At 65.0% G+C, this 24,473-nt stretch carries 27 protein-coding genes; 13 read left to right on the forward strand and 14 right to left on the reverse strand.

Annotated features, from left to right (window positions below):
* On the forward strand, nucleotides 1–543 hold a 543-nt coding region (locus ACTS2Z_RS08285; protein WP_442572743.1), incomplete at its 5' end, for an enoyl-CoA hydratase-related protein.
* Nucleotides 540–1,754 (forward strand): TIGR03862 family flavoprotein, encoded by a 1,215-nt coding sequence (locus tag ACTS2Z_RS08290; protein ID WP_442572744.1) that lies wholly within the window; start codon nucleotides 540–542, stop codon nucleotides 1,752–1,754. The genes ACTS2Z_RS08285 and ACTS2Z_RS08290, both read left to right, overlap by 4 nt.
* A 131-nt stretch (nucleotides 1,755–1,885) precedes the next feature.
* Here ACTS2Z_RS08290 and ACTS2Z_RS08295 read toward each other — a convergent pair whose 3' ends face one another.
* From ACTS2Z_RS08295 to ACTS2Z_RS08310, 4 genes are read right to left on the reverse strand one after another with little or no spacing between them, the layout of a single operon-like run.
* A complete protein-coding gene (locus ACTS2Z_RS08295; protein WP_442572745.1) occupies nucleotides 1,886–2,758 on the reverse strand; it encodes an SDR family oxidoreductase in 873 nt (290 codons plus the stop codon).
* Between the two features lie 45 nt (nucleotides 2,759–2,803).
* Entirely contained in the window at nucleotides 2,804–3,595 is a 792-nt protein-coding gene (gene lepB, locus ACTS2Z_RS08300; RefSeq protein WP_442572746.1) for a signal peptidase I, read from the reverse strand.
* Nucleotides 3,592–3,921 (reverse strand): YbjQ family protein, encoded by a 330-nt coding sequence (locus tag ACTS2Z_RS08305; protein WP_442572747.1) that lies wholly within the window; start codon nucleotides 3,919–3,921, stop codon nucleotides 3,592–3,594. The genes lepB and ACTS2Z_RS08305 overlap by 4 nt, the downstream gene beginning before the upstream one ends.
* Nucleotides 3,922–3,941: 20 nt before the next feature.
* Entirely contained in the window at nucleotides 3,942–4,199 is a 258-nt protein-coding gene (locus ACTS2Z_RS08310; RefSeq protein ID WP_442572748.1) for a hypothetical protein, read from the reverse strand.
* A gap of 93 nt (nucleotides 4,200–4,292) precedes the next feature.
* Here ACTS2Z_RS08310 and ACTS2Z_RS08315 point away from each other — a divergent pair, with 93 nt between their 5' ends.
* Nucleotides 4,293–4,676, forward strand: coding sequence for a DUF4870 family protein (locus ACTS2Z_RS08315; protein ID WP_442572749.1), 384 nt, complete (start codon nucleotides 4,293–4,295; stop codon nucleotides 4,674–4,676).
* Nucleotides 4,677–4,678: 2 nt separating this feature from the next.
* On the opposite strand, the gene ACTS2Z_RS08320 is transcribed toward ACTS2Z_RS08315, so the two are convergent.
* From ACTS2Z_RS08320 to ACTS2Z_RS08335, 4 genes are all read right to left on the reverse strand, one after another.
* A complete protein-coding gene (locus ACTS2Z_RS08320; protein WP_442572750.1) occupies nucleotides 4,679–5,275 on the reverse strand; it encodes a DUF7010 family protein in 597 nt (198 codons plus the stop codon).
* 426 nt (nucleotides 5,276–5,701) lie between these two features.
* Nucleotides 5,702–7,486 carry an acyl-CoA dehydrogenase gene (locus tag ACTS2Z_RS08325; protein ID WP_442572751.1) on the reverse strand — a complete coding sequence of 595 codons (1,785 nt, stop codon included), beginning with the start codon at nucleotides 7,484–7,486 and terminating at the stop codon, nucleotides 5,702–5,704.
* A gap of 226 nt (nucleotides 7,487–7,712) precedes the next feature.
* The gene (locus ACTS2Z_RS08330; RefSeq protein WP_442572752.1) at nucleotides 7,713–8,261 is read right to left on the reverse strand and encodes a hypothetical protein; all 549 of its coding nucleotides are present in this window, start codon (nucleotides 8,259–8,261) and stop codon (nucleotides 7,713–7,715) included.
* Between the two features lie 198 nt (nucleotides 8,262–8,459).
* Nucleotides 8,460–9,014 carry a hypothetical protein gene (locus ACTS2Z_RS08335; RefSeq protein WP_442572753.1) on the reverse strand — a complete coding sequence of 185 codons (555 nt, stop codon included), beginning with the start codon at nucleotides 9,012–9,014 and terminating at the stop codon, nucleotides 8,460–8,462.
* A 375-nt stretch (nucleotides 9,015–9,389) separates the two neighbouring features.
* On the opposite strand from ACTS2Z_RS08335, the gene ACTS2Z_RS08340 reads away from it, so the two are divergent.
* Together ACTS2Z_RS08340 and ACTS2Z_RS08345 are read left to right on the forward strand one after the other, a co-directional pair.
* Nucleotides 9,390–9,971 (forward strand): cytochrome b, encoded by a 582-nt coding sequence (locus ACTS2Z_RS08340; protein WP_442572754.1) that lies wholly within the window; start codon nucleotides 9,390–9,392, stop codon nucleotides 9,969–9,971.
* 36 nt (nucleotides 9,972–10,007) lie between these two features.
* The gene (locus ACTS2Z_RS08345; protein ID WP_442572755.1) at nucleotides 10,008–10,553 is read left to right on the forward strand and encodes a YceI family protein; all 546 of its coding nucleotides are present in this window, start codon (nucleotides 10,008–10,010) and stop codon (nucleotides 10,551–10,553) included.
* Here ACTS2Z_RS08345 and ACTS2Z_RS08350 read toward each other — a convergent pair.
* Complete coding sequence (locus ACTS2Z_RS08350; RefSeq protein WP_442572756.1) at nucleotides 10,550–11,119, reverse strand: DciA family protein; 570 nt, start codon at nucleotides 11,117–11,119, stop codon at nucleotides 10,550–10,552. The two genes, ACTS2Z_RS08345 and ACTS2Z_RS08350, sit on opposite strands and share 4 nt — an antisense overlap.
* Nucleotides 11,120–11,162: 43 nt before the next feature.
* Here ACTS2Z_RS08350 and ACTS2Z_RS08355 point away from each other — a divergent pair, with 43 nt between their 5' ends.
* A complete protein-coding gene (locus tag ACTS2Z_RS08355; RefSeq protein WP_442572757.1) occupies nucleotides 11,163–12,233 on the forward strand; it encodes an A/G-specific adenine glycosylase in 1,071 nt (356 codons plus the stop codon).
* 130 nt (nucleotides 12,234–12,363) lie between these two features.
* On the opposite strand, the gene ACTS2Z_RS08360 is transcribed toward ACTS2Z_RS08355, so the two are convergent.
* From ACTS2Z_RS08360 to ACTS2Z_RS08370, 3 genes are all read right to left on the reverse strand, one after another.
* The gene (locus ACTS2Z_RS08360; RefSeq protein WP_442572758.1) at nucleotides 12,364–13,395 is read right to left on the reverse strand and encodes a site-specific DNA-methyltransferase; all 1,032 of its coding nucleotides are present in this window, start codon (nucleotides 13,393–13,395) and stop codon (nucleotides 12,364–12,366) included.
* Nucleotides 13,396–13,520: 125 nt separating this feature from the next.
* A complete protein-coding gene (locus tag ACTS2Z_RS08365) occupies nucleotides 13,521–14,108 on the reverse strand; it encodes a ribonuclease HII (RefSeq protein ID WP_442572759.1) in 588 nt (195 codons plus the stop codon).
* A 193-nt stretch (nucleotides 14,109–14,301) separates the two neighbouring features.
* Nucleotides 14,302–15,405, reverse strand: a complete 1,104-nt coding sequence (locus ACTS2Z_RS08370) for a PA0069 family radical SAM protein (protein ID WP_442572760.1) — start codon at nucleotides 15,403–15,405, stop codon at nucleotides 14,302–14,304.
* Nucleotides 15,406–15,490: 85 nt separating this feature from the next.
* Here ACTS2Z_RS08370 and ACTS2Z_RS08375 point away from each other — a divergent pair, with 85 nt between their 5' ends.
* From ACTS2Z_RS08375 to ACTS2Z_RS08385, 3 genes are read left to right on the forward strand one after another with little or no spacing between them, the layout of a single operon-like run.
* Nucleotides 15,491–16,258: a TIGR04283 family arsenosugar biosynthesis glycosyltransferase gene (locus ACTS2Z_RS08375; RefSeq protein WP_442572761.1), complete on the forward strand. Its 768-nt coding sequence runs from the start codon at nucleotides 15,491–15,493 to the stop codon at nucleotides 16,256–16,258.
* A complete protein-coding gene (locus tag ACTS2Z_RS08380; protein ID WP_442572762.1) occupies nucleotides 16,255–17,139 on the forward strand; it encodes a dienelactone hydrolase family protein in 885 nt (294 codons plus the stop codon). Before ACTS2Z_RS08375 ends, ACTS2Z_RS08380 begins: the two co-directional genes overlap by 4 nt.
* Nucleotides 17,129–17,833: a TIGR04282 family arsenosugar biosynthesis glycosyltransferase gene (locus tag ACTS2Z_RS08385; protein WP_442572763.1), complete on the forward strand. Its 705-nt coding sequence runs from the start codon at nucleotides 17,129–17,131 to the stop codon at nucleotides 17,831–17,833. The genes ACTS2Z_RS08380 and ACTS2Z_RS08385 overlap by 11 nt, the downstream gene beginning before the upstream one ends.
* Here ACTS2Z_RS08385 and ACTS2Z_RS08390 read toward each other — a convergent pair.
* On the reverse strand, nucleotides 17,830–18,618 hold the full coding sequence (locus ACTS2Z_RS08390) for a uracil-DNA glycosylase (RefSeq protein WP_442572764.1): 789 nt from the start codon (nucleotides 18,616–18,618) through the stop codon (nucleotides 17,830–17,832). The genes ACTS2Z_RS08385 and ACTS2Z_RS08390 overlap by 4 nt on opposite strands.
* Before the next feature lie 187 nt (nucleotides 18,619–18,805).
* On the opposite strand from ACTS2Z_RS08390, the gene ACTS2Z_RS08395 reads away from it, so the two are divergent.
* The 4 genes from ACTS2Z_RS08395 to ACTS2Z_RS08410 all read left to right on the forward strand — a co-directional run bounded on the left by ACTS2Z_RS08395 (nucleotide 18,806) and on the right by ACTS2Z_RS08410 (nucleotide 24,090).
* Nucleotides 18,806–20,476, forward strand: coding sequence for an electron transfer flavoprotein-ubiquinone oxidoreductase (locus tag ACTS2Z_RS08395; protein WP_442572765.1), 1,671 nt, complete (start codon nucleotides 18,806–18,808; stop codon nucleotides 20,474–20,476).
* Nucleotides 20,477–20,561: 85 nt separating this feature from the next.
* The gene (locus tag ACTS2Z_RS08400; protein WP_442572766.1) at nucleotides 20,562–22,178 is read left to right on the forward strand and encodes a tetratricopeptide repeat protein; all 1,617 of its coding nucleotides are present in this window, start codon (nucleotides 20,562–20,564) and stop codon (nucleotides 22,176–22,178) included.
* A complete protein-coding gene (locus tag ACTS2Z_RS08405; protein ID WP_442572767.1) occupies nucleotides 22,175–23,071 on the forward strand; it encodes a 4-(cytidine 5'-diphospho)-2-C-methyl-D-erythritol kinase in 897 nt (298 codons plus the stop codon). The genes ACTS2Z_RS08400 and ACTS2Z_RS08405 overlap by 4 nt, the downstream gene beginning before the upstream one ends.
* A complete protein-coding gene (locus ACTS2Z_RS08410; protein WP_442572768.1) occupies nucleotides 23,071–24,090 on the forward strand; it encodes a hypothetical protein in 1,020 nt (339 codons plus the stop codon). Before ACTS2Z_RS08405 ends, ACTS2Z_RS08410 begins: the two co-directional genes overlap by 1 nt.
* Here the strand turns inward: ACTS2Z_RS08410 and ACTS2Z_RS08415 are convergent.
* A partial coding sequence (locus tag ACTS2Z_RS08415; protein WP_442572769.1) for a polyprenyl synthetase family protein occupies nucleotides 24,087–24,473 on the reverse strand: 387 nt, incomplete at its 5' end. The genes ACTS2Z_RS08410 and ACTS2Z_RS08415 overlap by 4 nt on opposite strands.

Here is a 24,473-nt window from a genome sequence, read left to right on the forward strand (position 1 = left end):
TCGGGCTCGGGCGAGCCGATTCTGATCTCCGCGATCTCCTGCCCGGCGATCACCGCGATCGAAGGCCACGCTGTAGCAGGCGGGCTGGAGCTTGCCTTGTGGTGCGACATGCGCGTCGCGGCGCGCAATGCGGTGTTCGGCGTCTACTGCCGCCGGTTCGGCGTGCCGCTTATTGATGGCGGCACGGTGCGCCTGCCGCGCCTGATCGGCCAGTCGCGGGCCATGGACATGATCCTCACCGGCAGGCCTGTAGAGGCCGAAGAAGCCTTCGCCATCGGCCTTGCCAATCGTCTGGCAGAGCCGGGCAAGGTGCTGGAGGCGGCGCTGACGCTCGCCCGCGAGATCGCCGCCTTCCCGCAAGCTTGCATGAGACATGACAGGATGAGCGCACTGACCCAGTGGAGCCTCACCGGGGAACAGGCCCTCGCTGCCGAGTTCGCATGGGGCGAGAAGACCCTCCAGAGCGGCGAGACGGCGGATGGCGCGAAGCGTTTCTCGGACGGTGAAGGCCGGGGCGGACGCTTCGACACGCCGGACGCATGAGCAAGCGTATCGCGATCATCGGTGCCGGGCCTGCTGGCCTGATTGCGGCTGAAAAGCTCAGCGGCGAAGGCTTCGCGGTGGATGTGTATGAGCGCATGCCGAGCGTGGCGCGCAAATTCCTGATGGCGGGCAGGGGCGGGCTGAACCTCACCCACTCCGAGCCGCTGGAGACGTTTCTGCAGCGCTATGGCGCAGCGCGCGGCTGGCTGGAGCCTTCCATCCGCGCCTTCCCGCCTGCGGCCCTGACCAACTGGTGCGAAGGGCTGGGGCAGGAGATTTTCACCGGTTCCAGTGGCCGGGTGTTCCCGAAATCCATGAAGGCTTCACCGCTATTGCGGGCCTGGCTTGCACGGCTGGACGGGCAGGGCGTGAGAATTCACACCCGCCATGAATGGCGCGGGTTTGACGATGAAGGCCGCTGCGTCATGGCCGGGCCGGATGGCGCGCAGCGCCCCGTCGAGGCCGACGCGGTGATCCTTGCGCTGGGCGGTGCAAGCTGGCCGCGCCTTGGCAGTACCGGCGAGTGGGCAGGCTGGCTGGGAAAGCGCGGTGTGGACATCACACCTTTTGCGCCTGCCAATGCAGGCTTCACGCTTTCCTGGTCGGACCTGATCCGGACGCGCTTTGCTGGCGAACCGTTAAAGGCGGCGCGTTTCTCTCATGGCGATCACAGCGTGCGCGGTGAAGCCATGATCACGGCCTACGGCATCGAGGGCGGAGCGATTTACGCCTTGAGCGCGTCCTTGCGCGCGTCAATTGAACGTGAGGGACAGGCGGTTCTGACCCTCGATCTCGCGCCTGACCTGTCCGGGAGCGGCCTTGCCAGCCGTCTTGGCGGTACGAAGCCCGGCCAGTCGCTTTCCAACACGCTTCGCAAGCAGGCGCGCCTGTCACCGCTTGCAACCGCGCTCCTGCACGAGGCGGGCGAGGTGCCCCGCGACCCCTTGGCACTCGCGGCCCGCATCAAGGCTTTGCCCTTGACCCTGACGGGCATGCAGGGGCTGGAGCGTGCGATCTCCAGCGCAGGCGGCATCGCCCGCAGCGCGGTTGAAGAAAGCTACATGCTAAAAGCGATGCCGGGCGTGTTCGTGGCGGGCGAGATGCTCGACTGGGAAGCGCCGACCGGCGGCTATCTCCTGCAGGCCTGCTTTGCGACCGGCATCGCGGCGGCGAGGGGCGTGAGGGGTTGGGTCATCTCATCTACATCGTAGAAATTACGGCCTCATCGTCATCCCCGCGCAGGCGGGGATCCAGACAATTCATACAGCGTTAAATGCAACGGGCTCTGGGTTCCCGCCTGCGCGGGAACGACGAAGAATGTGTGATTGAGGAGCGAGGCCCGTCAATGCCCGAGCGGGATCGCCATGATCTTCACGCCCTCAGGCGCGGGTGGATCATCCGGGACGAAGAAATCCGGCAATAGCTCGACGCCCGGCTCCACCGAATACTGATCGAGATCGGTCACGCCTTCGGAGACGAGGAAGCTGTCATCGATCAGGAAATTGCCGGTGAAACTGGCGGCGGGCTTGGTGAGAACCCGGTAAGCCGTCTCGGCGAGGATTTCCGGTGTCCGGCAATTCCTGAACGCATCCTCGCCCGCCAGCACGTTGGCGATGGCGGCGGTGGCAATCGCGGTGCGCGGCCAGATGGCGTTGGCGGCAATCTTGCCCTTGAACTCCTGTGACCAGCCCAGAATGCACAGGCTCATCCCGTACTTGGCGCTGGTATAGGCGACATGCGGCCCGAACCATTTCGCACGCATGTCCAGCGGCGGCGAGAGGGCGAGGATGTGGGGATTTTCCGCCTTTTCCAGCCAGGGAAGGCAGGCCCGCGTCACCACATAGGTGCCGCGCGCATTGACCTGGTGCATCAGGTCCCAGCGCTTGGCGGGCGTGTCCCTGGTCGGCATCGGGAAGATGGCCGAGGCATTGTTGATGACGATGTCGATGCCGCCGAAATGCTCCACCGTCTGTTTGACGGCGGCTTCAACGCTCTCTTCGTCGCGGATATCGCACTGGATGGGCAGCGCCTTGCCGCCGGCCTTTTCGATGGCCGCAGCCGCCGTGTGGATCGTGCCCTCAAGCCTGGGGTGCGGCTCTACCGTCTTGGCGGCAATGGCGATATTGGCGCCGTCGCGCGCACAGCGTTCCGCAATGGCAAGGCCAATGCCCCGGCTCGCTCCGGTAATGAAAATCGTCTTGCCCTTCAGGCTCATCGCGGCGTCCTCCCTGATCATCAGACCGGAGAGGTTAGTGCGCGATCAGAGCCCGCGGAAGACCCTCCAGGGCGGACAGGTCAGTCCTTCCTCATTGCGGCAGTTCGCAAAGGTGAAGAGCACGGTGAAGGCCCGGCCGACAATGTTGTCGCGATGGACATAGCCAAGCTGGCTGGCCACGCGGCTGTCGGCAGAGGCGTCCCGGTTGTCGCCCATCAGGAAATAGCTGTCGCTGGGCACGCGGAACGGACCGGCATTGTCCAGAAGGGCATTGTCGGTGCGCTCGTAGATCGTGTGGACGGCGCCGCCGGGAAGCGTCTCTTCATAGACGGTGACGGCGACAATCTGGCCTTCGCGCGTGCGATAGCGGATGATCCCGGTCTCTGCGCGCTCCACCACCTCGCCATTGATCATCAGGCGGCCGCCACGCACTTCGATGGTGTCGCCGGGCAGGCCGATGACCCGCTTGATGATGTTGATGCCCTGACGCGGATCGCGCACCACGACCACCTCGCCGCGCGACGGGCCGCCAAAGCTCAAAAGGCGCCCGCTCCAGCTCTCGGGCAGCGCATAGCCAAGGCCCAGCGGCAGGGAGTGGCGCGAATAGCCATAGCTGAATTTCGAGACGAGGACCCGGTCACCGACCTGCAGTGCGGGCTGCATGCTTTCAGACGGGATGTGGAAGGCGGCAAAGCCGAACGTGACAAGCGCGAACCAGACGGCAGCGACGCCGGCAAAGAAGCGGATCGTCTCGCCGAACTCCGACGCGACGCGGCGGAAGAACGCCGTGACCATGTTTTGCGGGCGTATATCGCCCTCGCCGGAATGATCGGTCATGACAGTTTCACCGCCGTCCCGTAGGCCAGGATCTCGGCAGCGCCTTCCGTGATTGTCGAGGTGGAAAACCGGAACGTGACGACCGCGTCGGCGCCCAGCTCTGCGGCGTGGGCGATCATGCGGGCCATGGCCTGTTCGCGGGCCTGGGCCATCAGCTCGGTATATTCGGTGACTTCGCCGCCAACGATATTGCGCAGGCCCGCAACGAAGTCGCGGCCGAAGAAGCGGGCGCGCACCACGCTGCCGCGGGCAATGCCCAGCACCGCGCCGGCCTGACGGCCCGGAACGCTGTCCGACATGGTGACGATGATGGCGGGTTGGGTCATGGGGGCTTCCTCGCCGGAATTTACGGCAATCGTGTGTTCACACGCCAGTAAAGCAGCGCACAGGCGGCGGCAAGGGCACCACTGGCAAGCACCCACGCCATGGACTGGGGATAGGCAAGGCCTTCGCCTGACGCGATGCGCAGCGCGCTCAGCCCTGCCAGGCACAGACCGCCAGCCACGAACAGGGCCCGCTCCAGCCAGACGAGAAAAGGCCCCGCACCTTGATTATCAACACCAATCATGCGCGCAGTATTGGCTGCGCCGAGGCGCGCCACCAAGATGAAACACGGTGCCGCCTGCATTTAATTTGTGACAGTGTCGTTTCCGCGCCGCACCTGACGCGGCCAGGACAATAGAAGGATCTCCCCCCGATGACCGATGCTCCGACCCCGCCGCCCGCCCCGCCGCCTTCCTCGGGCAGCACCGATCCGGACCGCACCTATGGCCTGATCTGCTACGTCCTGCAGATATTGTCGGTCGTCACCGGCCTGACGGCGATCATCGCGGTGATCCTGGCCTATGTGCGCATCGCCGAAGCCTCGGAATGGGCCAAGAACCATTATATCTACCAGATCCGCACTTTCTGGTACGGGCTGGCCGGCACGGTGATCGGCATCCTGACCATCTGGGTGCTCGGCCTCGGCCTGCTCATCATGCTCGCAACGGCGATCTGGTTCATCGTGCGGGCCGTCGTGGGGCTTATCCGCCTTTCTGAAGGGCGCACCCACGCCGACCCGCGCGGCTTCTGGCTCTAGAGCTAGCCGGCAAAAGCCATTCCGGCGGTGGCGCTCCGGTTGCGGCGCGCCACCCGTCCGGCATCAATGAAGACGATGAGCGCGGTCACCAGATAGCACGCGGCCACAGCCAGCGGGATCAGGGTGAGGCGCTCGTCGGGATACGCGTTGAATATCCAGGCTACCAGCACGGCGCGAATAATCGCGTGGCTGCTGAAAAGGGCCGTGCGGCCATAGGTCCAGCCGATGACGGGCCAGTGCAGGGACATGCCGATGGCCAGAATGGCCATCACTACGCCGGCAGAGGATTCTGCGGCTGCGATGAACAGCATCGGCCAGAAGAGCAGCATCGCGATGAAGGCAGGCACTAGTAGCGGGCTCAGCGCATTGCGCTCTTTCAGGAAGCGGTTGCCGGTGACCCATGCCAGAGCGACCGCCAGCGGGAAGATCAGTCCTGACAGGCCAAAGGCCGTCTGCAGCAGCGGGACCGGCTCCAGGAAGCGGCTGAGACCCGCCAGCACAATCCAGTAAATCGCACCGGCCAGCACGATCGGGTAGCCGCCGCGCAAATTGCCATAGCTTTCGCGGCGCAACTCTGTGAGTTCGGTTTTCAGTTCCATGATGTCAGGCCTCCAGCCATGGGTTGATGGCCGGACAATAGGCGACCGCTCGTGCTTTGTCAAAAGCACTTTGAAATTCAAAGTTATTGGGTATGAAAATTCGGTGCAGGTCTGCGGGGAAGGGGTGCGGACGGCCGCTTGGCGGGCCGGATGGGATAGTCGGGGCAGTGCAGGCAAGGCCCGGAGGAGCCGTCCGCACGGGGCAGGGCATGGATCGTACCGTTTCTCCATTAAGGCCCATGCGGGCCAGTGAAAGGCGCGCCACTCAGCGTGAGCAACCGCCAGACACCCGGAGCGGAGGAGTCATGATCCCTGTGCCGGTCGATCATGTGAGCGTGCCGCGAACATGCCCTTCCACCAGACCGGCAAAGGGCATGATACGGGCAGGTCAGGGGCAGGGGGATAAGAGAGGGTGGGCTCTGCGCCTTACGCACTTTCCAGCATGGCAAGGCCCGGCTCGAAGAGCGGGGCGCTGCCAAGGCAGATTTCGCCCAGCAGGCCGGGTGTGGCGGCAAGCACGGTCTCGGCATAGATGCCTGCCAGCGCAATGCGGTTCTCGGCAAAGCGGGCATCGCCTTCGCCATCCTTCAGACGGCGCTGCGCGGCTACCGCGCCAACGCACAGCAGCCAGCCACCGGTTACGTCGCCGGCGAGCTTGAGGAAGGCGGTAGAACCCGCCAGCCGGTCTTCCAGGCTGGTCGCGCTCATGAACTGAACGGCTTCCTCCAGCGCGTCGGCGCCCACGCGCAGGCGCGCAGCTAAGTCAGGCAAGGCCGGGTTGGACGAGGTTTCACAATCTTCGACCGTCTGGCGGATGTCCTCGATCAGCTCGGCAAAGGCGCGCCCGCCTTCCATGGAGAGCTTGCGGCCGGAAAGGTCGATCGCCTGAATGCCGTTCGTGCCCTCATAGATCGGGGCGATACGGGCATCGCGGTAATGCTGGGCCGCGCCGGTTTCCTCGATAAAGCCCATGCCGCCATGGATCTGCACACCCAGCGAGGCAATCTCGACACCGATATCGGTCGACCAGGCCTTGGCTATGGGGATCAGCAATTCCTCGCGGCGGCGCGACCAGGCCGCTTCGTCCTCATCCGTATGGTGCTCGCCAAGATCACCCTCGACGGCCGCGTGGAAGCAGATGGCACGCGCTGCTTCGATCTTCGCCTTCATCAGCGACAGCATGCGGCGCACATCGGGATGGTCGATAATGGCATGAGGGGCGGGGCCTTCTCCGCCCGGTGCCCGGCCCTGACGGCGTTCCTGAGCAAAGGCGAGCGCCTGCTGATACGCGCGCTCGGCAATCCCTACGCCCTGGACACCGACATTGAGGCGCGCCGAGTTCATCATCGTGAACATCGCCGCCATTCCCTTGTGCTCGGGGCCAATCAGCCAGCCCGTCGCGCCTGCATATTCCATCGTGCAGGTGGGCGAGCCGTGAATGCCCATCTTGTGTTCAAGGCCAATCGCCTTCACCGCATTGCGCGTGCCGGGATTGCCGTCCGCGTCGGGCAGGAATTTGGGCACCAGGAAGAGCGAGATGCCCTTGGTGCCTTCCGGACTGTCCGGCGTGCGCGCCAGCACCAGGTGGACGATATTGTCCGTGCAGTCATGCTCGCCCCAGGTGATGTAGATTTTCTGGCCCGTGACCGACCAGCTGCCATCGCCGTTGGGTTCGGCCTTGGTGCGCAGCGCCCCGACATCGGAACCGGCCTGCGGCTCGGTCAGGTTCATGGTGGCGGTCCATTCGCCCGAAATGATCTTCGGCAGGTAGAGCGCGCGCTGCTCGTCAGAGCCATGCGCGATCAGCGCCTCGATGGCCCCAAAGGAGAGCATGGGCCCCAGACCGAAGCTCATCGACGCGCTTTGCAGCATCTCCATCAGCGCGCAGCCCAGTGCGCGCGGCAGGCCCATGCCGCCATGTTCGGTACCGAACTGCAGGCCCTGCCACCCGCCTTCCACGAATTTGGCATAGGCCTCGGGGAAGCCGTCCGGCGTCTTCACGACACCGTCTTTCAGCGTGCAGCCCTGCTGGTCTGACGGCCAGTTCAGGGGCGCGATCACGTCATTGCAGAGCTTTGCGGCCTCATCGAGGATGGCGCCTGTCAGGTCGCCGGAAAAATCCGGGAAGGCGCCAGTCGCCCGCACGCTGTCCAGTGCGGCGATTTCCTCAAGGCTGAAGCGGATGTCGCGGACAGGCGCGCGATAGCTCATGGACGTCTCTCCCCAGGGTCAGGCATGGTGTGAAGGGGAACATAGCGCAGCGCGCGCTGAACGCGAGCGCGAAGCTGTGCGGCGCTTGCGCGCGGGATCGAGGGGATTTGTTCTTGCTCCCCTTCGTCATTCCCGCGCAGGCGGGAATCCAGAAAAAGTGCTGGGCACCGGCTTGCGCCGGTGAAACGCGGGAATTGGAGAGCGGGACCGCAGTTGCGTCAGTGTCTCAGATGGGTGGGCAGTGCGTAAGGAGCGGGCGGACAAGAGTATTGGACAAGTCGTCGCTGCCGTGGACCACGCGCGCCTCGAAAACTGCGACGTCCGACGACTGATCAGCGAGACAGGAGCCGAGTAAGTCTCGCAGGCGAACAATATCGTCGTCGCGCCAGATGCCGAACGTGCAGCCATTTATATCGTGGAGCGTCGCCCGGTCCCCATTACGCCCAATCGCGAACTGGCAGCTGTCGATCCCCACGATGCCCGCGTCGGCCATCACTCGCCACAAATGTTCATTGCCCCGTACCCGAAGGTTGCAAACGGGGGCAGCAGCACCGGGCTCGCCAATCTGGGTGAGGACAATATGAGGTCTGGTCAGAACCTCGGCGTTACAGTCTTCCAGCGGCCTTGCCGCCGTGTCCGCATCCCGGTCCGCCAGCGATGCGGCGAGCACACGCCCGCCTTCTGTTGCGCGGGCATCAAACAGCCATGCGGTTCCCAGCGCTGCCGCTAGAACGGCTACACCTGCGATCAGCGATGCGCCCATCAGCCGGAGCATGTTCGGCCTCCCTGCCTGCAATCCTACACCGGCAAGTTGAGGTTGGCACGGGCGAATCTGGCCTGACGTTCGTCATTCCCGCGCAGGCGGGAATCCAGACGATCATAAAACTCTGTCAGTCGCTAAGTGGCTCTGGGTTCCCGCCTGCGCGGGAACGACGATAAGCGGGGCAGCGGTTTTGGGCGGGCGGAGAGACTCCTACTTGGGGTCGGGACAGCCGTTGAGAATGCTGAATGCGCTGGGACGGACCGGGGGTCGATACTCCGGCCTCTCTGGCCAGTCCGGGCGGAGTTCCACGCTCACGCGGGGATGGTCCGGGGACAGACCGAGGCAGGAGCCGAGCTCTTCGCGAAAGCCCAAGCCAAATAATTGCGCCGTCGCGCATCCGCTGTTGTCGTGAGCTAGAGTGTAGTCACCTGCATACTCGAGATCGAAGCGGCACGCGTTTCCGGTTTCCGGAGAATAGAGCTTTGAAAAAGCATCTTCAGGCCAAACAGCTAGGCGGCAGGCTGTCTCTTCGCCATTGCTGGTGGCCCGAACATAGCTCCACCCTCTCCGCCGGGCTACTATCTCCTCGACCGGGTTGCAATCCACCAGCGGCCTTGCCGCCGTGTCCGCATCGCGGTCGACCAGCGCGGCGGCGAGCTCACGCCCGCCATCGGTGGCGCGGGCATCCAGCAGCCAGGCCGTCCCAAACGCCACCGCGAGAACGGCGGAACCTGCGATCAGAATTGCGCCCATCAGCCGCAGCATAACCGGCCTCCCTGCCTGCAATCCTACATGGGCCGGGCGGGATTGGCACGGGGGAAACTATCGTCGCGTGTGGTTTGCAAAAATGGATCCCGGGTCAAGCCCGGGAACCCGGTTGAGAGGCTCGGTGATAATCACCGGGTTCCCGGCCCTCGACCCAGGATCTAACTCCTTGTTTCCCGGCTTCAGGGCGCTGATCCAGCGCGTTGTGGAAACAGTGTTGTTTGCGCCGCTCCAGAATAAGCTAGCGCCTTGAAGAGGCGCCGGAATTCTGGCCTCACCAGCTCACTTAAATACAACTTCCCCTCTTCGGGCTTGCCCCGCGCTGGCATTGGCAGCACGCTTCGCACATATAGCCCGCACAACAAGGACTGGACGATGACCACCACCGAACAATCCCGCTACACCACCGTTGCCATCGTCCTGCACTGGATGATGGCCGTCATGCTGGTGGGCATGGTTTTCATGGGCTGGCGCATGGAGGACATGCGCGACCTTGCCCTGCAGGGCGAACTGACCTTTGCCGAGGTGCAGGCCTATTACAACTGGCACAAGACCATTGGCATCAGCCTTCTCGTGCTGGCGCTGGCCCGTCTTGGCTGGCGTCTGACCCATCCTGTCCCGCCCATGCCGGAAACAATGAAGCCGTGGGAAAAGCTGGCGGCACGCGCAGGTCATATCGGCTTCTATGTCGTGATGATCGGTATCCCGGTGCTTGGCTGGCTGACGGCATCCGCAACGAACTTCCCCAGCTATCTGGCCAACAACCCGGCCCTGGAGCTGCCCCACCTGCCGGTCCCCGACGAAGCCTATGAACCGCTGGGCTCGCTTCACGGAGCCGGGGGCTGGGTGATCTTCGGCCTTCTGGCCCTGCATGCCGGGGCTGCGCTGAAACACCACTTCATTGATCGTGACGAGGTGCTCACCCGCATGATCCCGTTCCTGAAGCCGCGCGCGTAAGCTGCGGCGCAACAAGCAAAAACCGGAGACCTCCCCATGTTCCGCTCCCTCCTTGCCAGTGCCGTCATCGGTCTCGCCATCACCGGTCCGCTATCCGCCCAGGATTGGGTCATCGACGCGCAAGCCTCAAGCGTGACCGCTGAAACCCGTGTCTTCGGCCAGGCGGCAGAAGCGGAATTCGAGACCTTTAGCGCCGACATCGTGTTTGACCCGCAAGATCTCGAAAATGCGAGCATTTCGGCTCGCGTCAGCGCGGCGTCCGGCTCCATGTCGAACCGCGAATACCAATCCGCTCTCGTCAGCCGGGACGGGCTTGCGCCTGATCAGCATGACGAGATCGTTTTCATTTCCGACGAAATTGTCGCGGCTGGAGATGGCTATGAAGCGCGCGGCCAGCTCACCTTGAAAGGCGAGACGCGCGATGCCGTCCTGCCGTTCACGGTCGAGATCGAAAATGGCCGGGCCGTCGCGCAAGGCACGCTGGAAATCGTGCGGGCGGACTTTGGCGTGGGCAGTTCCAGCTGGTCCGAGGTTGCACCATCCGTGACCGTGCGCCTGCATATCGAGGCGGATGCAGGCTAGCGCCTCCCCTCCCGCTCCCTGACGGCCGCCTCGAAGTCTGCCAGGGCCGCAGCCAGGCGCTCTGCAGGGTCGGCTGGCGGTTCGGGCAAGGGCTCGCTGCGCCTGATAACCTGGCTTGCCGCGCGCCGGACCGGACCGGCAGGGGCGGCCAGTGAGCCCTGAACGATGCGAAGGCGCCGGGGCGTCTTGCCCGCATACTGCGCGACACGCTCCAGAATGACAGCCGACTGGGCTTCGATCAGGGCAGCGGCCGGGCCGCGCGCGCGGACCACCAGTGCCCCGGCTTGCAGCTTTTCCGGGCTGGACCAGCGTGCCAGCGCCTCGCCCACAATCGCGCTCCAGTGTTCTTCCAGTTCCGACACGCCGGGGCCGAAGGCGCGCGCCAGCGGGCGCAGGACCCGCGCCATGGCAAGGCCTGCCTGCGGAGGGGGCTTGATGGCGGGCTTGCCGCGATGATCGACCGCCCAGAGATCAGCTTCCGCGCGCGAAATCGCGTCGTTGCGCGGGGCAATGCGCCTGCGCTGCGTGATTGCCTTTTGGCCGTCCTGTTTCCAGCTTTCATCCATGAGCACAGTGTCTGCAAACCCCGCTGAAGGAGCAAGCCTTCGGTTGCGCGAAATTGAGCAAGCGCGTGCGCGCCTGCTGGCCTGGTACGATGCGGAAGGGCGCTCCTTGCCGTGGCGTATCCGGCCTGAAGAGCGCGAGGCGGGATGCACGGCTGACCCGTATGCGGTGTGGCTGTCGGAAATCATGCTGCAACAGACGACGGTCGCCCATGCCGCGCCCTATTACGCGAAATTCCTGTCGCGCTGGCCGGGCGTGCATGATCTTGCCGCCGCCCCGCGCGAGGCGGTGATGGCCGAGTGGGCAGGGCTTGGCTATTACGCCCGGGCGCGCAACCTGCACGCCTGCGCCATAGCTGTGTCGTCGGAACTGGGCGGAATTTTCCCCAGCTCGCTGGAGGGGCTGCGAGCCTTGCCAGGTATTGGCGAATACACCGCGCACGCCATCCGCGCCGCGGCCTTCAACCTTTCCGCAAGCGTGGTCGATGCGAATGTGGAGCGGGTCATCACGCGCATGTTCCGCATCGACATACCCCTGCCGAAGGCGAAGCCGCAGATACGCGCATACGCCAGCAGTCTCGCCGACCCGGACCGGCCCGGCGATTATGCCCAAGCCATCATGGATCTCGGTGCGGTCATCTGCACCCCGCGAGCGCCCGCGTGTGATGCCTGTCCGTGGTCGAGCTTTTGTGCCGCGCGCGCCGCGGGCGATGCTGAACGCTTTCCGGTCAAACTGCCAAAGGCGGCAAAACCCATCCGCCATGGCCTTGCCTTCGTTGCGCTGCGGGGGGCGGGGCAGGCGCGCGAGGTTCTGGTGCGCACCCGGCCCGACAAGGGCCTGCTGGGCGGCATGCTGGAGGTGCCGGGTACGCACTGGGTGGAGGATCGCGCCGCCTTGCCATCCTTGCAGCTGGCCGCGCCCTTTGCGGGGGACTGGCAGGCGGCTGGCGCAGTGCGCCATGTCTTCACCCATTTCGAACTGCACCTGCAAGTTCTCGCGGTGTCATTGCCCGAAGGCGCGAAAGCGCCAGAAGGCATGGCCTGGGTGAAGGTGCATCCGATACGGGCAGCAGGCCTGCCGACCGTCATGAAGAAAGCGGTACAGGTGGCTTTGTAGGAACTGGCTTCAAGCCAGGAGGTACAGTTGAGACCGCGTTTCACCGGCGTAAGCCGGTGCCCAGCTTTATACTGGTTCCCGGCTGTCGCCGGGAAAGCGCTTGTCGGGACCAGCAAGCAGAGCTGATATATCAGGCCTCTTCCATCTCGGCGCGGATACGGCTGCGCAGCACGTCGATGGGTTGCAGCGTGCCGTTTCGGCGGACATGCCAGAATGTCCAGCCATTGCAGGACGGCGCGTTCTGTACCGCCGCGCCCACCTGGTGGATGGAGCCGGTTTCGCCGCCGCCTGTCACCGATCCGTCGGCACGCACGCGCGCGGTGCGCCGGCCTTGCGCGCAGAACAGCGTGTCGCCCGGCTTGATAAGGCCGGCTTCAACCAGATTGCCGAACGGAATGCGTGGCAGGGAGCGCTTGGACGCGGTCACCTGAAGCGCACTCGCATCGCCGGGGCAGATCGCATCGATACGCTGGCGCGCCAGCGTCACATAGGCTTCATCGGCCTCGATACCGATGAACTTGCGGCCCAGCTTGCGGGCGACGGCGCCCGTAGTGCCCGTGCCGAAGAACGGGTCCAGCACGACCTGGCCGGGATGGGTCGTGGACAGCAAAACACGGTGCAGCAGGGCTTCGGGCTTCTGCGTCGGGTGGGCCTTGCGCCCGTCACCGGCTTTCAGCCGTTCCGCGCCCGAGCAGATCGGCAGCGTCCAGTCGGAGCGCATCTGCACCCCGTCATTGAGCGATTTCATCGCGGCATAGTTGAACGTGACCTTGCTGGTCTTGTGCTTGGCTGCCCAGATCAGCGTTTCGTGGGCATTGGTAAAGCGCGTGCCCTTGAAGTTCGGCATCGGGTTGGACTTGCGCCAGATGACATCATTGAGCACCCAGAAGCCCATATCCTGCAGGAAGGTGCCGACGCGGAAAATGTTGTGATAGCTGCCGATCGTCCACAGGGCGCCATCATCCTTCAGGATGCGGCGCGCCTCTTCCAGCCACCCGCAGGTGAACAGGTCGTACTCGTCGAACCCGCCAATCTGGTCCCATTCGGCATCGACTGCATCGACGCGCGAATTGTCCGGACGGTGCAATTCCCCGCCGAGCTGGAGGTTGTAGGGCGGGTCGGCAAAGATCAGGTCGACACTGTTGTCTGGCAGGGTCTGCATGATCTCCACGCAGTTCCCGTGCAGGACCTGATTTATCGGCAAGCTTGTTGACACCAGTTCCACCCTCGTTTGTGCCCGGTGCAAAAGGCTTGAAATGATACGGCTAACGAGGGGTTAAGCGCGAATCACGCTTGTGCAGTTTTTTCTGCGGCCTCTCTCACGGGCCGGTAGCTGAAGCGATGGATCGGGCTGGCGCCAATCGCCTGCAGGGCCTGCATGTGCGTGGCTGCGCCATAGCCCTTGTGGCCTTCCAGGCCATAGCCGGGCCAGCGCTGCGCTGCGCGCTGCATCAGGGCATCACGCACTGTCTTGGCGATGATCGAGGCCGCTGAAATGGCCGGTTCCAGACCATCGCCGCCAATGATGGCGCGCGCCTCGCACCTCAGCGGCGGCAGGCGATTTCCATCCACGATGGCAAGGTCGGGCGTAACAGAAAGATGATCCACGGCCCGGCACATGGCCCGCATTGTTGCTTCCAGCACATTCACCCGGTCGATCTCGTCGGGTTCGGCAATCCCGACCCCGACAAGGGCCTCGGCCCGGATGATGATAGCCAGAGCCTCGCGCCGCTTCGCGCTCAGCGTCTTGGAATCGGCAAGCGCCGCCAGCGCGGAAAAGTGCAAAGGCAGAATGACCGCCGCAGCAACTACGGGGCCGGCCAGTGGTCCCCGCCCGGCCTCGTCCACGCCTGCAATGATTTGTGGTGCTCCCATGACGTGTTGCTAGGGCGCTGCGCAGGAGGGGTAAAGGGATAAGGCGGGCTTTTCCTGCCGGGGTCCCCGCCCCCGAGCGGGGACCCAGAGAAAAGTTCAGCCGCTGTGCCGGTGCAATCTTGCGTGAAAGACTGGGTCCCCCGTCGGGGCGGGGGACCCCGGTTGATAGGTCCTGTCCTTTGCCGGGTCGAGATCAGAACAGGCTCAGCTGATCGCTTTCCTTTTCGGGTACCTGGAAGAGATCGGTGCGCAGGGGCGCCACCTTGCGCGACAGGCCGTTGGCACGGCAGGCGCGGGCAAAGCGTTTCGAAATCAGATCCGCGACCGGGCCTTCACCGCGCATGCGGGCGTGAAAGCGGCTGTCATAGGCCTTGCCGCCGCGTGTCCCCTCGATCAGCCCCATGATCTTCTTTGCCGAAAGCGGGCGCTCAACTGCCAGCCACTGGCGAAAAAGCGGTTCCACCTCCAGCGGCAGGCGCAAGAGGACATAGCTGGCATGGCTGGCGCCGGCCTTCGCCCCGGCTTCCAGTAACGCGTCCAGTTCATGGTCATTGAGGCCAGGTATCATGGGCGAGGTGAAGATGCTGACCGGTACTCCCGCGCCAGCCAGCTTCGAGATCGCATCCAGGCGGCGGGCAGGTGTGGAGGCGCGCGGCTCCATCGTCCGGGCAAGTCTGGGATCGAGTGTGGTCACCGAGATCGCGACATGGGCAAGGCCTTGCCCGGCGAGCGCACCCAGCAGGTCGATATCGCGCAGCACGCCCGCCGACTTGGTGATAATGCTGACCGGATGGCGATAGGCGAGGCAGGTTTCCAGGACCGAGCGCGTGATGCGCAGTTCGCGCTCCACCGGCTGATAGGGATCGGTATTCGACCCCATGGCGAGCGTTCGTGGCTCATAGCCCCGCCGCGAGAACGCCTTGCGCAATAGCTCCGCCGCACCCGGCTTGAAGAAGATGACGCTTTCAAAATCGAGACCGGCCGAATATCCCCAATAGGCGTGGCTGGGCCGGGCAAAGCAGTAGATGCAGCCATGCTCGCAGCCCCGGTACGGGTTCACCGACTGCTCGAAACTGATATCGGGGCTGTCATTAGTGGTGATGATGGTGCGCGCCGCATCGCGGATCAGTGTGGTTTTCAGCTTCCGGGCCGGTGCCTCGCTGTGCCAGCCATCATCGACCGGCTCCGATGTCGTGCTTTCAAACCTGCCCGAAGCATTGGATTTCGCGCCCCGTCCGGATGGCCGGAAGGGCTCGGGCAGGGCGTCTGACTGGCGGGCAGGAATGATCGTGGGCATGGCCGAGATGTGACTCAGGAAAAAGAACATTTCAAGAACAAAATGAATTTGACGAGGCCCTGTTCCCGTGCGCGATATGTCGCCCATGAGACAGCTCACAATTGTCATACCGGCTCTCAATGCCGCGGCCTCCCTGCCGGAAACCTTCGCCGCGCTGGAGCCGGCGATTGCCTGCGGGCTGGTCTCGCACTGGGTGCTGGCAGATGGCGGTTCGTCGGACCAGACGTTGCATTTTGCCCGCTCGCGCGGATTTGACATCGTGCGCAGCCTGCCAGGCCGGGGCGTGCAGCTGGCCGCTGGCGCCGCGCGCGCGATTGAGGGGATGGACGAGGATGACTGGCTTCTCTTCCTGCACGCCGATACCCGGCTGGAAGCGGGCTGGGCGCGTGCGGTAAAAGCGTTCATGACGGCCCATGCCGGGGCCGACAGGGCGGGCTATTTCCGCTTCGCGCTAGACGATGACAGCCCCGCCGCCCGCCGTCTGGAGCGCTTTGTGGCGGCGCGCTGCGCAATCTTGCGTCTGCCCTATGGCGATCAGGGCCTGCTCATCCGGGCCGGCTTCTACCGGGCGCTTGGCGGGTATGGCCGGATGCGCCTGTTCGAGGATGTGGACCTTGTCCGGCGCATCGGTTCCCGGCGCCTGGTGCCTGTGTCCGCCCGCGCCATCACCAGCGCGCAGCGCTTTCGCGAAGAAGGCTATATGCGCCGTTCGGCGGCCAATCTGGTCCTGCTGGCGCGCTATTTTCTGGGCGCGGACCCCGAAACGCTGGCGAGGGCCTATCAGGCTCGACGCCGGCGTCGCAGCGACCTAGCTTCTGCTGCCTCGCACACCGAAAAGGATAGCGCGCCATGACCCTCGACCGGAAACCTGACGTGCCGCAAGCGGCTATCGATCTCTACGATGCCTATGCCCACAAGACGCTGGACCGGCGGGCGTTTCTCGATGGCCTGGCCACGCTGACCGGCAGCGCCGCTGCGGCGGCCGCGCTTCTGCCCCTGATCGAGCCGGGCTCGGCCAGTGCGCAGACCATCGGCGAGGACGATGCACGCCTTTCTGCCGCGCGCGTTTCCGTGCCGGGCGGCCAGCACGGCCTTGAAGGCTATCTGGCCGTGCCTGCAGGCGAGGGTCCGTTTGGCGCCGTACTCGTGGTTCATGAAAACCGGGGTCTGAACCCGCATATCGAGGACATTGCCCGCCGCTTCGCCGCCGAGGGCTTCCTGGCGCTGGCGCTCGATTTCCTCAGCCCCGCAGGCGGCACGCCGCAGGACCCCGATCAGGCACGCGAGATGATCGGTACGCTGTCGGCAGACGATACCCTCGCCAATGCGCTTGCCGCGCTCGAATGGCTGCGCACCCATCCGCAGGGCAATGGCCGTACCGGCATTATCGGCTTTTGCTGGGGCGGCTCGATGGTCAACCGCGTGGCCGTCGCCGATGCGCAGCTGGACGCCGGTTCGATGTTCTATGGCTCGGCGCCTGATGCCTCCGGTGCCAGCGCCATTGAGGCGCGCCTCCTGCTGAACTATGGCGAGCTGGACGAGCGCATCAATGCGGGCATGCCGGCATGGACCGAAGCGCTGGAAGCGGCCGGCGTGGATTTCCAGTCCTTCGTCTATCCGGGCACCCAGCACGCCTTCTTCAACGATACCTCGCCTGCGCGCTACGACGCCGATGCCGCCGCCCTTGCCTGGCAGCGCACATTGACGCTGTTCCGGGACGCCCTTGCCGGTTAGGGCCCGCCTCATCGTCTTTGCCCGAGCGCCAGTGATTGGCGGGGCCAAGACGCGCCTTGCCGCCGGCATCGGCAAGGTGATGGCGTGGCGCGCCTATCGCGCCATGACCGCGAAGATCTTGCGCCGGGTGCGCGATCCTGCGCGCTGGCAAACCGTGCTGGCGGTCAGCCCGGACAATGCGATCAGCCGCAATTTCGGCCCTGCATGGCCCGGTAATTTGCCGCGCTGGCCGCAAGGCTCCGGCGATCTGGGCGAGCGTCAGGCAAGGGTGTTTGCTGGTGCAGGAAAGGTTTCCTCCGCCGTTTGCGGGGGAGGTGGCCTGGAAGGCCGGAGGGGCGATATTGTCTCAAGAATGTCCCCCCCTCGCCCCCTGCGGGGGCACTCCCCCCGTGAACGGGGGAAGAAAAGGGGAAGGGCGCTTCCCATCGCCGTGATCGGCACCGATGCGCCGGACATCACACGGCGCGATATCGCCCGTGCTTTCACGCTTCTCAAGCGCCATGACGCGGTCATCGGGCCTGCAAGTGATGGCGGCTACTGGCTGCTGGCCCTGACGTCTGCGCCCGCCGGCCTGTTTGACGGAATTCGCTGGTCAAGCGCGCATACGCGCAGCGATCTCGAAGCGCGGCTATCGCAAAGCGGGCTTGGCCGCATCGCGTACCTGCGCGAGCTGGCCGATGTGGACGAGGCCTAACCCAGCTCCTCCAGCCGTTCCGCCAGCATCAGCAGATCGGCCCAGGCCTTGGCCTTTTCCTGCGGCCGGCGCAGCAGGAAGGCCGGGTGGAAGATCGGCAGGGCGGGCGCAGAATGCCCCTCCACACGTACCTCGGACCATTGGCCGCGAATGGCGGTGATCCCGTCATTGCGCCCCAAAAGGGCTTCGGTGGAGACCCCGCCCGCCAGAAGGATCAGTTTCGGCCTCGCCAGCGCGATATGGCGCTCGACAAAGGGGCGGCACAGCTCGATCTCGTCGGATGACGGCTTTCGGTTTCCCGGCGGACGCCAGAACACGACATTGGTGATGTAGGTATTATCCTCGCCATGACCGATGGCGGCCAGCATGCGGTCCAGCATCTGCCCGGCCTTGCCGACAAAGGGCAGGCCCTCGCGGTCCTCGTCTTGACCCGGCCCTTCACCGATCACCATCAAGGGCGCGTCCGGATTGCCGCGGGCAAAGACCATGTTGCGGGCGGTGCGTTTCAGCTCGCACCCGTCAAAGCTCTCCACAGCTGCCTTAAGGGCCACGATGCTGGTGGCGGACCTGGCCATGGCGCGCCCATCCTGCGCGGGCACTTCCGGTGCGGCGGGCGCAGAGCGTGCCGCTGCCGGTGCGGTCCGGCGCTCTGGCGCGGCCTTGCGCAGAGCGGGCGGCGGGGCAGGGGGTATATCCACCTCAATCCCGCTATCGCTCCACCAGCCGACAAGGCCTTTGAGCGCAGCGAGCGCTCCGGCTTCGGTCATGGGCGGGGAAGGGGGCATGTATCGGGTGTCCGGTCTGGCGAAGGTGAAACTGTCCGCGCTCTGCGCTTTTTGCTGGTGCAGCAGGGCTGACGCCCTAGCTCAATGGCAAGGTGTAAGCTAAGACGGGACAGGGCCTCGCGCAAACGCTGGCAACAACCACTCACACAAGTGCTTTGCGCGGGAAGATTGATTGACGGGAGGCATCATGGCTGACGGCCAAATCGAGCGCGACGCAATGGAATACGATGTGGTGATTGCCGGTGGCGGGCCTGCCGGCCTTGCTGCGGCGATCCGCATACGCCAGCTGGCCGAAGCCGAGGGCCGCGAGGTCTCGGTTGCGGTGATCGAGAAGGGCTCCGAGATCGGTGCTCACATTCTCTCCGGCGTGGTGTTTGACCCCAAGGCGCTCGACGAACTCTTCCCCGACTGGCGCGACGATCCCGACCAGCCCTTCGACACCGAAGTGACCGACGACAAGTTCGTAGCGCTGGGCGAGGCGGCGGCTGTCACCTTCCCCGGCTTTGCGATGCCGGGCTTCATGCACAATCATGGCTGCTATATCGGCTCGCTGGGCAATCTGTGCCGCTGGCTCGCCGCCAAGGCAGAAAGCATGGGCGTCGAGATCTATCCCGGCTTCCCGGCCGCCTCGCTGATCGAGGAAGACGGCGTCATCAAGGGCGTCATCACGGGCGATATGGGCGTGGCGCGCGATGGCAGCCAGAAGGACATGTACCAGCCGGGCATGGAATTGCGCGCCAAGTACACGCTCTTTGCCGAAGGCGCGCGCGGCAATCTCTCCAAGCAGCTGATCAAGCGCTTCAACCTGGATGAGGGCCGCGAGCCGCAGAAATACGGGCTCGGCATGAAGGAACTCTGGCGCGTGAAGCCGGAGAACCACAAGAAGGGCCTGGCCATGCATACCATGGGCTGGCCGTTGTCGAACGACACGGGCGGTGGTTCCTTCATGTACCATTTCGGCGACAATCTGGTCGCCATCGGTTTCGTCGTTCACCTGAACTACAAAAACCCGAACCTCTTCCCGTTCGGCGAGTTCCAGCGCCTGAAGACGCATCCCGATATCGCGCCGGTGCTGGAGGGCGCAGAGCGTCTCTCCTATGGCGCGCGCGCCATTACCGAGGGCGGTTTCCAGTCCGTGCCCAAGCTGACCTTCCCGGGCGGCGCGCTGATCGGCTGTTCGGCCGGTTTTGTGAACGTGCCGCGCATCAAGGGCAGCCATAACGCTATGAAGACCGGCATGATGGCCGCCGAGGCGGCCTTTGCCGCGCTCGGTGAAAACCGCCAGCACGACACGCTTGATGCCTATGAGGCCGCCTACGATGCCTCCTGGGTGAAGGCGGAGCTGAAGAAGGTTCGCAACGTCAAGCCGCTCTGGACCAAGTGGGGTACGCTGATCGGTGTCGGCCTTGGCGGCCTCGACATGTGGACGAACGAGCTGTTCGGCTTCTCCATCTTCGGCACGCTGGACCATAGCGGCCCGGACTATGCCGCGACCAAGCCGGCAGCCCAGTGCAAGCCGATCCATTATCCCAAGCCCGATGGCGTGCTGACCTTTGACCGCCTCTCCTCGGTCTTCATCTCGAACACCAATCACGAGGAAGATCAGCCCATCCACCTGAAGGTGGCCGACATGGCGCTGCAGAAATCCAGCGAGCACGATGTCTATGGCGGGCCGTCCGCGCGCTATTGCCCGGCAGCGGTCTATGAGTGGGTCGAGGAGGCAGGGTCTGAGCCGAAATTCGTCATCAACGCCCAGAACTGCGTCCACTGCAAAACCTGCGACATCAAGGACCCGAACCAGAACATCAACTGGACAACGCCTGAGGGAGCCGGTGGCCCTAACTACCCCAACATGTAGCAAAACCGCGTTTCGTCCGGCTCGCCTGCTGAACGGCTGGCTGCGCGCAGCCCTGTGCCTGCCGGTGCTGGCGGTGGCGTGCGCCATGCCGGTGCATTTCGCAGAAGAGGACGAGCCCAACGCCTATGGCGCGTTCCTCGCGGCGCGCTATGCGGGCTCGACACGCGAAACCGCGCAGTCCTCGCGCCTCTACGCCGAGGCCTTCAGTCAGGAACCGGATTCCGAACTCCTGTCGGAACGCGCCTTCTATTCCGCCTTGCTGGCGGGGGATTTTGCGCGCGCGGACAACGCGGCCAGAGCCGCCGGTGACCGGCCCCAGGGGCTCCAGCTTGCGCATGTCTATCTGAAGGGTGGTGCGCTGACAGGACGCGTTCGCGGACCTGCACAGGAACTGGACGATCCGTTCGGGCCTTTCGGCGCGATGGTCTCGTCCATGCTGGACGACTGGATGCTGGTCGAGGCCGGCCGCGCGGCTGAAGCCGCTGACAGGCCAGTCACAGCCTCGGCCGGGCTGACCGGGCATCTGATGCTGCACCGGGGCATGATCCTGGAAGCCGCGGGGCGGATGGAAGCCGCAGACGAAGCCTACCGTGCCGCCTATTCCGGCCTCGACATGGAGGGTTTCTCCACCGTCGTCAGGGGCGGCTTTTTCGAGCGGCAGGGCCGCCGCGACGAGGCGCGCCGCCTCTATCGCATCCATCTCGAACGGGCGAGCCATGAGCGCGACCCGGAAGTTGCCGCAGCCATGGCAAGGCTGGAGGCAGGCGGTCGTGCGCCAGCGCGCTTCACCCCGTCACAGGCGGCGGCCCGCGCCATGTTTGCGCCCTCTGCCATGCTCAACGCCTCTGCGCCCGCCGAGTATGCCGCCCTCTATCTGCGCATCATCCAGAGCATTGATCCGGAATTTGACCGCAACACCATGCTGCTGGCGACCGTGCTCGACCGGCTGGGCCTGGAAGAGGATGCGGTTGCCGCCTTTGATTCCGTGAACGGGCCCCATTTCACCGAACAGGCGCGCGTGGACGCGGCCTGGACGCTGTTCCGGCGCGGTGACGAGACCGACGCGCTGGCGCGCGCCCGTACGCTCGCCTCTGATGATCTGGGCGAGCAGCCGCGCCTTCTCCTGGCGGACATCTATCGCCTGACGGGCCATTGCGACGATGCACTGGAGCTATACGACGCCGTCATCGCTGCGCGCGAGGCAAACGGCGAAGCGATGGACTGGCGCCACCACTTCTATCGCGGCATCTGCCTGCAGATTGCAGGCGACTGGGCGGGCGCAGAGGCGGGTTTTCTCGAAGCGCTGGCTCTCGAACCTGACGAGCCGCGTGTCCTCAATCATCTGGGCTATAACTGGATTGTGCTGGGCGAGCGGGTGGCCGAAGGCTTCGCACTGGTTGAACGCGCGGCCGAACTGGCACCCGATAATGGCGCCATTCTGGACAGTCTTGGATGGGGGCATTTCAAACTCGGCGAGTATGAGGAAGCCATTGGATGGCTGGAGCGCGCCGTCGAGCTTTCCCCTGCCAACGCGACCATCCACTGGCATCTGGGCGATGCCTATGCCCGGTCGGGCCGCTCGCTGGAAGCGGGTTTCCAGTGGCAGCGCGCGCTCGACCTGACATCTGATCCGCGCGAGCGAGAACTGCTGGAAGCACGCCTCACCGGGGGCATGGATGGCGCGCCCGAGGATATCGAATGAGTGCTGGCACTCCGGCAGGCCTGACGGCCTTCGCCCCGGCCAAGATCAATCTGACCTTGCGGGCCGGCGCGCCGCGCGCGGACGGCTATCACCCGGTACAAAGCCTTGTGGTCTTTGCCGATTGGGGCGACACGCTGCAGGCCAATCCGGCCCCGGGCCTGTCCTTGCGCATCGAGGGACCGCACGCCGCCGCGCTTGCCGATGACCAGCACAATCTGGTCCTGAAGGCGGCCTGGGCGTTGCGGGCCGCAGCAGAGCGCCCCGATCTCGGCGCCAGCCTCGTCCTCTACAAGCAATTGCCTGTTGCCTCGGGCATGGGCGGCGGATCGGCAGATGCCGCCGCTGCCTTGCGCAGTCTCAATTCGCTCTGGGATCTGGGCTTTTCCACCCGTGCGCTCGCCGAGATCGGCAGCGTGGTGGGCGCGGATGTACCCGCCTGCGTCTGGTCGCGCCCGCTCCTGATGGAGGGGATTGGCGAGGAGATACGCGTTCTTGCGGCCTGGCCGGAACTGGCAGCGCTGATCGTCAATCCCGGAAAGGCGGTCGCCACACCGGACGTGTTCCGCGCCTTTGATGCTGCAGGCGGCCAGCCGCACATCACGCCGCTCGATCGCTTGCCGGTGGCGGGCGATGCACCGTCGGCTTTCGCGCTCCTGAAGGACGGCCGCAACGATCTTGAGGCTCCGGCGCGCAGCCTCGCGCCCGTGATCGGTGAGGTGCTTGAAGCGCTCGATGCCGCCCGCAATGCCCGGCTCGTGCGCATGTCCGGTTCCGGTGCGAGTTGCTTTGCGCTCTATGACAGTTTCGAGCTGGCACAGGAGGCAGGCGCGCGCCTTGGTGCGTCCCGCCCGCACTGGATCACCCGGCCTGTTCGCCTTGGCGGAGCAGCCTGATGGGCGTGATGCTGGTTGCCTGCCTCGCTCTCGCGGCCATCATCAGTGCCGGGGTGACGGCGCTGGTCTGGAAGGCCGGTGTGCTGGACATGCCCGGCCACCGCTCCCTGCATGACGACCCGACGCCGCGCGGCGGCGGTATCGGCATCCTTGCAGGTGCCGGTGCAGTTGCGATCGTGCTGGCCTTTCTGCCACTGCCGGCGGGCAGCGCAGCCGCCATCCTGATGCTGGTCATGGTTCTGGGCGGGCTGGGCGCGGCTGATGACCTGCTGGGCCTTGCGCCAAGAGTGAAATTCGCGGTGATGGCCCTCGCGGCGCTGGGGGCTGGCGCGCTGATCGGCGTGCCGTCCTATATCGCGCTCAACGAGACGCTTTATCTCGCGCTGCCTTACTGGGTGGCCCTTGCCGGTGCTGCGCTCTTCATCTTTGTGGTGGTCAATGCCGTCAATTTCATGGACGGCTCTGACGGCATGCTGGCTGCCGGGCTTATCCCGGCCGGTATCGGGCTTGTTATCGCTGGCCTCGCTGCGGGCCAGTTGGAAGCGAGCTTTGCCGGAGCCGCGCTGGCAGGCGGCCTTGCCGGGTTTCTTCTCTTCAACCGGCCTCCGGCGCGGGTGTTTGCCGGTGATGGTGGATCGCTGAGCGCCGGGGCGCTCTATGCAGGCGGGGCGCTGGCGCTCGCCGGGCAGGGCTTTTCCGGTGCGCTGTGGCTGGCACCGCTTTTCATCCTGCCCTTCCTCGCCGATGTGCTGTTGACCATGGCGCGCCGGGCAGCCGGAGGGCGGCTCGATCTGGAAGCTCACCGCGAGCATCTCTACCAGCGCCTTATCGCGTCGGGCTGGAGCCATGCGCGTATCGCGCTTGCCTATGGCGCCGTTTCGGCGCTGTGCGTGCTGGCAGGCCTTGCGGCCCTGCAATTGGGCGGACTGGCCCCGGTTCTGGCCTTCATACTGATGCTTGGTGTGTGCTGCGCGCTGTATCTACTGGGCGGACGCCGTGCCGCCTCTGCTGCGCTCTAGTAGGCCCGGTCGACCACGAACTCCGCCAGCGCAGACAGCGCGGCAGTCCAGTCATTTGACGGAAACACGCTCAGCGCCGCCTGTGCCCGCCCGGCATGGCCACGCGCCTGCGCCAGCGTTTCGTCGAGCGCGCCATGGCGGCGCAGTATCGCTATCGCCGCATCAAGGTCGTCACCGGTCTGGTTCTTTTCGCCCAGCGTGCGGGTCCAGAAAGCGCGCTCGTCGGCGTTTGCCGCTTCCAGTGCCATGGCGACGGGCAGGGTGATCTTGCCTTCGCGGAAATCATCGCCGGTATTCTTGCCCAGCATGGCTGCCAGGCCCCCGTAGTCGAGCGCGTCATCCACCAGCTGGAAGGCGAGGCCAAGCTCGCGCCCATAGGTGTG

The organism is Glycocaulis sp. (genome assembly GCF_052168375.1).
Classification (GTDB): Bacteria; Pseudomonadota; Alphaproteobacteria; order Caulobacterales; family Maricaulaceae; genus Glycocaulis.